The organism is Xanthomonas axonopodis (assembly GCF_001304695.1).
Classification (GTDB): domain Bacteria; phylum Pseudomonadota; class Gammaproteobacteria; order Xanthomonadales; family Xanthomonadaceae; genus Xanthomonas; species Xanthomonas axonopodis.
In genome coordinates this window covers 1-10,811 of sequence record NZ_JFAQ01000234.1, presented here as the reverse complement: position 1 = coordinate 10,811, position 10,811 = coordinate 1, and the positions used below count along the sequence as shown (strand labels likewise).

At 64.8% G+C, this 10,811-nt stretch carries 7 protein-coding genes and 2 pseudogenes; 3 read left to right on the top strand and 6 right to left on the bottom strand.

The window, feature by feature from the left end:
• The 4 genes and pseudogenes from XAXN_RS18280 to XAXN_RS18265 form a co-directional block, all read right to left on the bottom strand.
• The coding region (locus tag XAXN_RS18280; RefSeq protein ID WP_054320588.1) for an MFS transporter at positions 1-1,100 on the bottom strand (1,100 nt) is incomplete at its 3' end.
• A 479-nt stretch (positions 1,101-1,579) separates the two neighbouring features.
• A pseudogene (locus tag XAXN_RS18275) lies at positions 1,580-2,823 on the bottom strand (dipeptidase); the annotation flags it as partial.
• Positions 2,824-3,113: 290 nt separating this feature from the next.
• Entirely contained in the window at positions 3,114-3,434 is a 321-nt protein-coding gene (locus tag XAXN_RS18270) for a hypothetical protein (RefSeq protein ID WP_042820881.1), read from the bottom strand.
• A 118-nt stretch (positions 3,435-3,552) separates the two neighbouring features.
• A complete protein-coding gene (locus XAXN_RS18265; protein ID WP_054320587.1) occupies positions 3,553-4,719 on the bottom strand; it encodes a class I SAM-dependent rRNA methyltransferase in 1,167 nt (388 codons plus the stop codon).
• 262 nt (positions 4,720-4,981) lie between these two features.
• Between XAXN_RS18265 and XAXN_RS18260 the strand changes: the two genes are divergently transcribed.
• A complete protein-coding gene (locus XAXN_RS18260; RefSeq protein ID WP_054320586.1) occupies positions 4,982-5,938 on the top strand; it encodes a TerC family protein in 957 nt (318 codons plus the stop codon).
• A gap of 476 nt (positions 5,939-6,414) precedes the next feature.
• A complete protein-coding gene (locus XAXN_RS18255; protein WP_054320585.1) occupies positions 6,415-7,206 on the top strand; it encodes a rhomboid family intramembrane serine protease in 792 nt (263 codons plus the stop codon).
• Positions 7,207-7,331: 125 nt separating this feature from the next.
• Here XAXN_RS18255 and XAXN_RS18250 read toward each other — a convergent pair.
• Positions 7,332-8,228, bottom strand: a pseudogene (locus XAXN_RS18250) (glycerophosphodiester phosphodiesterase); the annotation flags it as partial.
• 57 nt (positions 8,229-8,285) lie between these two features.
• Positions 8,286-10,613 (bottom strand): TonB-dependent receptor, encoded by a 2,328-nt coding sequence (locus XAXN_RS18245; protein ID WP_054320584.1) that lies wholly within the window; start codon positions 10,611-10,613, stop codon positions 8,286-8,288.
• Positions 10,614-10,620: 7 nt separating this feature from the next.
• On the opposite strand from XAXN_RS18245, the gene XAXN_RS18240 reads away from it, so the two are divergent.
• On the top strand, positions 10,621-10,811 hold a 191-nt coding region (locus XAXN_RS18240; RefSeq protein WP_134984919.1), incomplete at its 3' end, for a transposase.

Genomic DNA, 10,811 nt, shown 5'->3' with positions numbered 1-10,811 from the left:
ACGATGGGGGCGGTCAGCGGCCAGAACAGCGGCAAGCCGCTGACCGCCCCCATCGTGGCCAGGGTCATGCCGAACAAGGCCAAACCCAGGTTGTCGGTAACACTGGCGGCGATGCACAGGCCGGCCTCGCCCATCAGCAACGGAATCACCAGATGCCAGCGCCGCTCGCCGCGGCGGTCGGCCGAGTGGCCCATCAACACCATGAACACCGCTGCAGCCAGGTACGGGATGGCGCTCATCAGACCGATGCGGATCGGGTCGGTGACGCCGCTGCCCTGGATGATCGGCGGCAGCCAGAAGTTGATCGCATACACCCCGCTCTGGATGCAGAAGTACACCGTGCCCAGCAGCCATACCACCGGATTGCGCAGTACCGCGCCCAACGAGGTGGAGGCGCCGGCCGGCTTGCCTGCTTCGTCCTCTGCCAGCACGCGTGCCAAACCCTGTTTTTCCTGCGGGGTGAGCCAACTGGCCTGTTGCACGCCGTCGCTGAGCAGGAACCACACGCCGATGCCCAGCAACACGGTCGGCAGGCCCTGCAGCAGGAACATCCACTGCCAGCCGGCCAACCCGCCCTGCCCGGCCGAAAAGTGACCCAGGATCCAGCACGACAACGGCCCACCCAGCACCCCGGAGATCGGGATCGCCGACATGAAGACGGTCATGACCCGGCCATGCCGGGCACCCGGGAACCAGCGCGTCAGGTACAGCACGATGCCGGGGAAGAAGCCCGCCTCGGCCGCGCCGGTGAGCAGGCGCAGGGTGTAGAACCCGGCCAGGGTGCGCACGAACAGCAGGCAGGTGGAGAGCAGGCCCCAGCTGACCATCATGATCGCCACCCAGCGCCGGGCCCCGATGCGCTGCAGGATCAGATTGCTCGGCACTCCACAGGCCAGGTAACCGATAAAGAAGATCCCCGCGCCCAGCCCGTACACGGTCTCGCTGCCCAGCATCTGCAGCTTGGCGAAGCCGACGTTGACCCGGTCCAGGTAATTGAACAGGTAGCAGACGAACAGGAACGGGATCAGCCGCCACAGGATCTTGTGGTAGGTCGGGCCCATTCCATCGGGAGGCGGCAGGGGCCGGGTGGCTTGGGTCATCGCACGCTCCAGCAGTCGGTAGGCCAGCCGCTGCGCAGTACGGCAGCGCCGACACCACGCAGGCGGTCGGCGCATTCTAGATTGAGCGTTTTTACGGAATCTTCGTCAGGGTGCTGCCGGTTCACCGGCGAGCACGCGCCACTTTTTGTGCAAATGCCCAAGGGCAGCGTTCAGGCGGCCGGTGCACGGTGAGGCATGTACCACCGCACTCACCTGACGACTGCTCGCGACGTGTTGGAGTCGCTCTCAAGTTCGGACCAGGCACGCGCGGCATCGGCCGAACCGGGACACGCCCGAGTGATCGGCGGTGGGTGCACGGCTGGCGGATCGTTCGAGAAGCCCGCACAGGCAACGCGCGGACATCCCCATAGCGCCGGGTCCGATGCAGCATCCGGCAACACACCCGCGCACTGCCAGCCGTGCGCATTGCGTATCGCGAATCCCGAATCACCACCGCCGAATCCCGGCACGACTGCTTCACCGATTCCCCATTCCCGATTCCCCGCCGCATACGCCTGCGCCTGGCCCATCACGCGCAACAGGTTGCCGCCCCAGATGCCGGCGATCTGCTGTTCGGTGTAGCGCTTGCGCACCAGCCACGCGGTGATACGCGGCAGGTCGGAGACGTCTTCCAGGCCCATCACGCCGCCACCGCCGTCCCAATCCATGCCGATGCCCACGTGCTCGGGTCCGACCGCGGCCAATCTGTGCTCAAGATGCGCGAAGAAGTCTTCTTAGGTGGCGCGCTTGATCGGGTAGCGCGCATGCAGATCCTTCAGCGCGGCACTGAGTTTGGTGCCGTCGGCGATCTTGACGTGCTCCCAGCCGCCATACTGGTCGGTAAGCGCCTTCTCGGCCGCCTTGCGCTCGGGGCTGGCGCCGCTGTCCACCAGATAGCCGCCATAGGAATTGACCTGGATCACCCCGCCATGCGCGGCCAGCACCTTCAGGCGTGCATCGTCGATGTTGCGCGGGTGGTTGTAGACCGCACGCGCACCGCTATGGGAGAGCACGATCGACACCGGCGAGAGCGCAATCAACTGGTCGAACACTGCATCGGAGGCGTGCGATCGATCACGATGCCCAGCGCCTGTGCCTGTTACACCAGCTGTTTGCCGGCCGGGCTCAGGCCGTTCCATTCGGCACCCTTGGGGTCGGTGGCCGAATCGGCGAACTCGTTGTTGACAAAGTGCACGGTGCTCATCAAGCGCAGCCCCTGCGCGTCATAGAAGCGCAGCAAGGTGGGATCGGCCACCAGCGGGCTGGCGTTTTCCATGCTGATGTACACCACGCACTTGCCGGCGGCCTTGATGCGCGCAGCATCGGCCGGCGTGGTGGCCAACGCAAAACGCTGCGGTTGCGCGGCCACCAATGTGTGGATCTTCAGCAGGCGCTGCAGGCCGGCGTCGCGGTCGTCCAGATGCGCAGCAGCACTGCGATTGCCCTGGCCGGTGTAGACCGCCCAAAAACCGCCATCGAGCGCGCCTTCGACCATGCGCAGGTAATCCACCTGCGACAGGCGGTTGCCGGCATGCGCCTGCAGCACATCGAAGTCGGCGCGCTCCAGATTGGCCGGCGTGTCCAGATGCGAATCCAGCGTGACCAAACGTTTCTGTAGCGCGGTGGCACGCGCCACTTCGGCCTTGGAAAACTCCAGTGCATGTGCGGGCAGCGCGGCGGCCAGCAACAACGCGACAGACAGGCAAAGCGAACGCGGGTGCATGCGATCTCACAGGCAGTGGGGTGAGCCGATCATAGCGGCTTGCTGCATGCGCACTGCGGCCACACGCAGGACGTGGCAGCGCTGCCAGTCCAACCGGCGCGATTGCGTGAGCGATCTGCGCGTCGCAAGGCCGGTTCTACGGGGATGCCGACGGTGTGACCAAGCAGCAACCGTGTCGAGCCGCGCCTCGGAATGCCGGCGACCAAGGCGCGACCAACCGGTTGGTCATCGCGAAGTGTTGGATACGCCAGCAAACCCAGCGCGCGCAGACCGCCACGCGCGCTGCATGGTCAGTCGCCAAGTTCGGCCAGACGCGCACGCACGCTGTCCACATCGATGTGCTCGCGCACATGCGGCCACTGCCGCGCCCACACCGAACGGAACACGATCCACGCACCGAACACGCCCAGACAGGTCGACCCCAACGCCAGCAGCAACGGATGCAGCGGCGAACCGTCGCCGGCCTGGAACAGGTACATGAAGGCGCCGGAAAACAGCAGCCACACGCCGAACACCGGCCAGTTGCTGGCCAGCAGACTGGTCTCGGGCCGCTCGATCTGCCGCAGCAAGCGGCGCAGGGCCTTGCGTTCGTCTTCGTTGCTGGAGGTCATCGGCTGCCGGCTCCTGGTTGCATGTCTGCGTTGACCTACTGCTTGCCGGCGATGGCTTCGCGCCGCCAAAGACGCTGCCTGCAATGCGGCACAGGGCGTCTTCGGCCGCAACGCGCTGCTACATCACGCGGCAGAACACCGCCTTCAAATAACGCGATTCCTGCACATGCGCCATGAACGGGTGGTCGGGGCCGGCACCGGCCACTTTCAGAATCTGGATGGTGCGGCCGGAGAAATACGACGCGCGCCGCAGCATGTCCAGGAACTCCTGCTCGGCCACCAGACCGGTGCACGAGAAGGTGGCAAACAGGCCGCCGGGCTTGACCACGCCCAACGCCAATTTATTCATGTCCAGATACTTCTTCAGCGCCGGAATCACCTGCTCGCGGTCGCGGGTCATCTTGGCCGGATCCAGGATCACCACATCGAACTGCTCGCCGCGGTTGGACGCATCGCGCAGCCACGGAAAGATGTCGGCCTGCACGAACTTGGGCCGCACGTTGTTGAGCTTGGCGTTGCCCTTGGCGATGGCGATCACGTCTTCGTCGATGTCCACGCCCAGCACTTCGGCCGCACCGCGGGCGGCCGCGTACACCGCAAAGCCGCCGGTGTTGCAGCACAGGTCCAGTACGGTCTTGCCTTCCACCTGCTCGCTCAACCACTGGCGGTTGTCGCGCTGGTCGGCAAAAAAGCCCGTCTTGTGCGCGCCGGCCGGGTCGGCGCGGAACTTGATGCCGTGCTCGGTGATCACCGCCGCTTCGGTGGTGGTGTTGCTGTGGAAGTCGAAGCTTTCCTGCTTCTGCACGTGTTCGTCGGCAAAGCTGTGGAAGCGGCAGCCCGGGAACTGTTCGCGCAGTGCCTCGTAGATCCATTCGCGGTGACGGAACATGCCGGCGGCAAAGAACTCCACCACCACCAGGTCGCCGTAGCGGTCCACCACCAGGCCGGACAGCCCATCGCCTTCGCTGTGCACCACCCGCCAGGCATCGGAGACGCTACCGAGCTTGAGCCAGTCGCGGCGCAGGCTCACCGCCGCGGCGATCTTGCGCGAAAACCAGCCCGCATCCACCGGCACCGACCGGTCGGTTTCCAGGATGCGCACGGCAATGCGCGAATGGCCGTTGTAAAAGCCGCGACCAATCCACTCGCCATCCACGCCGACCACATCGACGATGGTGCCGGGCTTGGGCTTGGCGGCGGGCTTTTCCACCAGCTTCTGGAAGATCCACGGGTGGCTGGAGCGCCAGGCATTCTTGAGACGGACGACGGGGAATGGAATATTCATCGGCCCATTGTATCCGGCTGGATTGACGTGCCTGTGCCGGGCACGCAGAATCGGGCGCAGAAGGGGAGTAGCTCCCAGCGTTGTCGCCGTCATGACGAGCCCTGTCATCAGGCGCTCCGGTGCAACGGTAACCGGCCCAGCCGGTTGCGAGCGAGACCTTCGCCGCGCAGGCGAAGGTCCGTCACCCGGAATCCACGATTTCCGTGTCACAAGGCCTCAGCCCGTCGGCTGTCCAGACCGCTTTCACTTTTTCGGGATTCTGATGCAAACCATTGGCAACGTCTGGTTATGGGGTGGCTTCGCGGTGGTGGTGATCGCCGCGCTGCTGATCGATCTGGTGCTGATGCGCCACGGCGGCGCCCACCAGGTGACCTTCAAGGAAGCCACCTGGTGGAGCATTGGCTGGGTGCTGCTGGCGCTGGCCTTCAATGCCGGGCTGTGGTGGTACCTGCAAGGCAGCGTCGGCGACGCCCAGGTCGACCAGATCGGGCTGCAGTTCCTCACTGGCTACCTGGTCGAAAAATCCCTGGCGGTCGACAACATCTTCGTGTTCCTGATGGTGATGACCTATTTCGGCGTGCCCGAAGAACAGCGCCAGCGCGTGCTGATCATCGGTGTGCTGGGCGCGATCGTGCTGCGCGCGATCATGATCTTCGCCGGCTCGATGCTGCTGGCCAAGTTCCATTGGCTGCTCTACGTGTTCGGCGCGTTCCTGCTGCTGACCGGCATCAAGATGTGGTTCTCCGCCGGCAAGGAACCCGATCTGGAAGCCAACCCGGTGCTGCGCTGGATGCGCGGGCACCTGCGCCTGAGCCCGCAGTACCAAGGCAACCTGCTCAGCGTGATCAAGGACGGCAAGCGCTGGTTTACGCCGCTGTTCGTGGTGCTGATTCTGATCGCGGTGATCGATGTGATCTTCGCGGTGGACAGCATCCCGGCGATCTTTGCGATCACCACCGACCCCTTCATCGTGCTCACCTCCAACGTGTTCGCGGTGCTGGGCCTGCGGGCGATGTTCTTCCTGCTGGCCGGCATGGCCGACCGCTTCCACCTGCTGCCCTACGGCCTGGCGGTGATCCTAGTGTTCATCGGCACCAAGATGATGATCATCGATCTGTACAAGATCCCGGTGCTGGTATCGCTGGGCGTGGTGGTCGCGATCCTGGTCGCTACCATCGTGCTGAGCCTGCTGCGCCGGCCCAAGCCGGCCGGGCACTGAGGGGCCGGGATTTGGGAATCGGTAACGCCCGTTCGCGTGCGCTGCTTGTGACCATGCGGACCGACCATCTCGACAGGGCCTTGCCCGCCCACCGTCGCGGCACCTTGAGCGGCATGGATGCCGCGCCAGAGCTTACAAGGACGTACTTGCAGCGTGTCTCGCGATGGTGGGCGGGCAAGGACCCTGCAGCGGAGTGACGGCTCATCCGCTCTATAACCAACGCATCGGCACTTCTCAAGACAAGATCTCCAGCTTCAACGTCGTCTGGATGTTCCAACCTGGCGGGTCGAGTTTCGGCCCGGTTTCGGACTCAGCAATGCTGCTGACGCTCGGCTTCGCGCCTCGGTCACCTACTTGATGCCGCACGGGCGCCGCACCGCCAATCGGCGGTGAGAGCGGATTATCCCGCCGCCGGGCCTGCTTATCCCGAGTTTGAGAGGCTTGTAAAAAATCCGCGTGACGCCATCCGTGAAGGTATGAAACCGCATCCTGTTGCCGCCGCAGAACCCACCACCCAAGCTCGCCTGGACCGTTCACCGGTCTTGCGTGCCTTCAACATCAGCCTGGCGGCCGTGCTGCTGCTGGTGGCGGTGTTCACCGCGCAGGGCATGTTCGACTGGTGCGCCTGGGCGGTGGCACCGCTGCAGGCCGACGGCCTGCTCGGCATCCTCACCGCACCGCTGCTGCACGGCTCGCTGGCGCACCTGGGCGCCAATGCGGCCGCGCTGCTGATCCTGGGCACGCTGGCCGGCAGCGTGTATCCGCGTGCCACCGTGATGGCGCTGCCGCTGTTGTGGCTGGGCTCGGGCCTGGGCGCGTGGCTGCTGGGCGAGCCCGGCCGCCGGCATCTGGGCGCCAGCGGCGTGACCCACGGGCTGATGTTCCTGGTGTTCGTGCTGGGCCTGCTGCGTCGCGACCGCCCCGCGATCGCCACCAGCATGATCGCCTTCCTGTTCTACGGCGGCATGCTGATGACCATCCTGCCGCACGACGCCGGCGTGTCCTGGCAATCGCATCTGGGCGGTGCGGTGGCCGGGTTGATCGCCGCCCTGCTGCTGCGCCTGCGCGACCCGCAACAGGCCAGGCCGCGCTACAGCTGGGAAGACGAGGACGAAGACGCTGCCTGGGAGGTGAGCAACCCCGAGCACGCGATGCTGGAACCGCCACCGCCGCGTCAGGTACCCGTGCTGTTGTGGCAGCGCCAGGACGATGGCTCAGACAACGTGGTGCTGCATTTCCCGTCGCGCGAACGACCGCCGGGTATCTAAAACTTTTTCAGGCGACCGCCGAACCGATCGACGGCGTTGCTTGCCCCGCGTAGGAGCGTGCCTGCGCGCGACGGGCTTCACCGATAGCGCCCCGTTGCGCTCTGGCGTGCTCCTGCAGATGCGCGTTAACGCGCGGGGTGCTCGCTCAACGCACGCCGCGCCAGGCCCGGATCGTCGGCGAAGAACGCATCGATCCCGGCATCCAGATACGCCTGCAACTCGGCCAATGCACCGGCGTCGTTGCGCTTGTTCACCGCGCCGCTGCTGCGGTTATCGGCGGCCAGAAAATAATTCTCCGGCCGGAAGGTGTAGGGCTGCACCTGCAAGCCGACCGCATGCGCATCGTGCACCAGGCGGGTGGGCGTACCCAGGCGTTGCTGCGCATCCAGCGGGATGATGCTGCGGATGTCGGGGCCGATCGCGTCGGCATAGCGTGCGACCTGCTTGAGGCCGTCGGGCGTGATCATCTGCCCGTAGGTCTTCGGCGCACCGTCCGTGCCGGCGTCGGGCAGCGCCATCTGCGCGCCACCGAGCAACTGCAGCAAGCGGATGTTGCTGGTGCGGCCAATCTTGCTGCGCAGATAGCGCAGGTTGCCGGTCTCGAACGACTGGATAATCGCCGGCGCAGTCCGGGTATAGGCGTGCGCCTGCAAGGTAGCCAGCACCTTGTCTTCCATCGGCAGGCCAAGCGCCTTGAAATAGCTCGGGTGCTTGATCTCCGGAATCAGCCCGATGAGGCGCCCGGTCGCTGCCGATTCTGCGGCGACGAAATCGATGATTTCATCGAAGGTCACGATCTGGAATTGCCCGTCCCAGCGCGTGCCGCGCAGCTGCGGCAGCCGCTCGCGCGCACGTAGCGTCTTCAACTCGGCCAGACTGAAATCTTCGGTAAACCAGCCTTCCATCGCCTGGCCATCGATGGTTTTGCGCGTCTTGCGCGCCGCGAACTCCGGATGGCTGGCCACATCGGTGGTGCCGCCGATCTCGTTCTCGTGCCGCGCGATCAGCACGCCATCCTCGGTAAGCAACCGCAAGACCGGCTCTTACGATTCCCCAATCCCGATTCCCGATTCCCGTCCTCAGAACTTCGCATCCAGCGTCAAAAACACCTGCCGCGGCGCACTGGCATGGAAGGCCAGCTGACGCCCGTTCGGGTCGGTGTTGGCGAACGCGGTGAGGTTGGAGGCGTAACGCTTGTCGGTCAGGTTGGTGACGTTGAGCGAGAGCTCGAGCGCCTGCAGCACGCCGACCCGGCCAAACTCGTACCCGGCGCCAGCGTCGAAGGAGGTGTAGCCGCCAAAGCCCTGATCGTTGGTGTAGGTGTAGTAGCGCTGGCCGGTGTACTTGCCACGCAGGTTGACGTTCCAGTTTGCGTAATTGAAGGCGAGTTCGCTGGCGAACATGCGCTTGGGCGTGTCGACGGTGTACTTGCCGGCGGTGGGAATCACCACGCCATTCTGCATATAGTTGTCGTCATAGGTCGAACGATTGATCGAGGCCGAGTTGTACCACTGCAGGTAGCTGGTTGGCTTCCAGATCACCGTCAGTTCGCCGCCGCGGCTGCTCACCGAGCCGACGTTGAAGAAGCGCGTGGTGCATGCGGGCGTGGTGCCCTGCTGGATACTGGCGCAGGGGTTGAGCGAAAGCAGGCGGTTATCGAAAGTGACGTCGTAACCGACCAACGAGGCTTCGAAGCGGTCGCGCACGAAGCGATAGCCTGCTTCCAGCGTGCGCGATTTCTCCGGCTCCAATGCGCCGACGCTGGCATCGAACGAGGCCTGGGTCACCAGCAACGGGCCGCCCGCGCCGCCACCCTGGAACGCGGCGATGTTTTCTGCGTACGAGGCGAACACTTCCTGGCCTTCGGCGAGGCGATAGCCCAAGCCGATCTGCGGCAACACCGATTCGCTGGCCTTGAGCGAGCCGGTGGCCACCGGCGCTTCCACCGGCACGCCCGGCGTCTCGCGCGCGGTCATTTCGGTGCTCGGGCTCTTGATGCCCAGGTCCAGACTCAGACGCTCATCCAGGAACTTGAAATTGCCCTGCACATAGAACTGGCGCGTGGTGATGACGTAGTTCTGCGAGAACAGGCGACGGTTGGGATTTTGCAGGAACGTGTCGTCGCTGACCGGGCCGGTGATCCAGTAGAAGTTGCGCTCCACATCGTGGTGATTGCGCTCGTACCACAGGCCGGCTTCCAGGTGATGCGGGCCCAACTCCCAACCGAGCGAGGCGATGCCGCCGGTGCGGTTGATCCAGTAATTGGTGCTGCGGATGGAGATCGGCAATGCCTGCGGCGTACCTGGGTTGGATGCCTGGCCCGGCGACCACCAGTGGCCCTGGCCCTTGTTTTCGTGGTGATAGACCTGCGTGTGCAAGCTGATCGCATCGTTGGGCTGGAAGTCGCCGGCCACGTAGAACAGGTCGTCGTCGCGCAGCGCGCGGCTCTGGTAGTACGCATCGTCGACGTTGTCCACGCCGCCGCTGAAGCCGCAACGCGCGGCATTGCGCGTGGCCGGTGCGCAATACGCTGCGGCCAATGCGCGGTTCCAGTCCGGCGCGTACAGGTTCCAGTCCCAGCCCAGGCCACGTGCCATGCCGCTCTTGGACAGGTACGCATAGTCGGCCTGCGAGGTCCGCGAGGTATCGGCGAATGCGGTCAGCTTGCCGCCATCAAATTGATACACGCCCTTGGCATTGAACTGCCGCGTGGTAGTCGGCGATTCCGGGCGCGCCCACATGTCCGCTTCGGCATTGATACCCGACAGATACGCCGAAAAGCCGTTGTAATCGCCGGTATCCACGCGCAGGAAGGTGCGGCGGTTGGCGTCCGAACCCACGGTCTGCGACACCTGCCCACCGAACACGCTGGACGGATCGGCCGAGTAGTACTGAATGGTGCCGCCCAGGTTGCTGGTCGACGCCGTGCCCAACGCACCGATGCCCGAGGCCAGCTCCACGCCGCCGAAGTTTTCCGCGATCAATGCGCGGCTGATGTTGAGGCCGTTGTAGTTCCCGTAGGCGTTATCGCCCAGCGGCAGACCGTCGAGCGTATAGCCCAGGCGCGTGCCGTTGAAGCCGCGCAGGCTGATCGTCTGCGACTCTTCATTGGCACCGAACGCATCGTTGGATTGCACGTTCACGCCCGGCATGCGGTTGAGCAGCTTCTGGATGCTGGTGCCCGGCGGCAACACCGCAATGTCCTGCTGGGTGATGCGCTGCACCTGGCGCGTTTCGCCCTGGCCGATCACCGACACTGCATCGAGTTGCTGCACCGTCGCATCGGTATCGGCAGACACCTCAAGGTCGGCGGCGTAAGCGGCAGGCGCGAGCACGAGCGCGGCGAGAACGGCGGCACTTAGAGCCGATAACAAAACCCTTGAATTTTGTTGAGTCGGCGGCAACATTGTCGGCATGACACGTCGCAACGAGATCCCTATTGCGCTGTGGAAGCGCATCGAGCCACTGATTCCGCAGGTCAAGCCTTCCCCCAAAGGTGGACGACCTCGTGTCAGTGATCAGCAGGCCCTCAACGGCATCGTCTATGTGCTGCGCACGGGCATTGCGTGGGAAGACCTGCCTTTGGAACTTGGCGATGGCAGCGG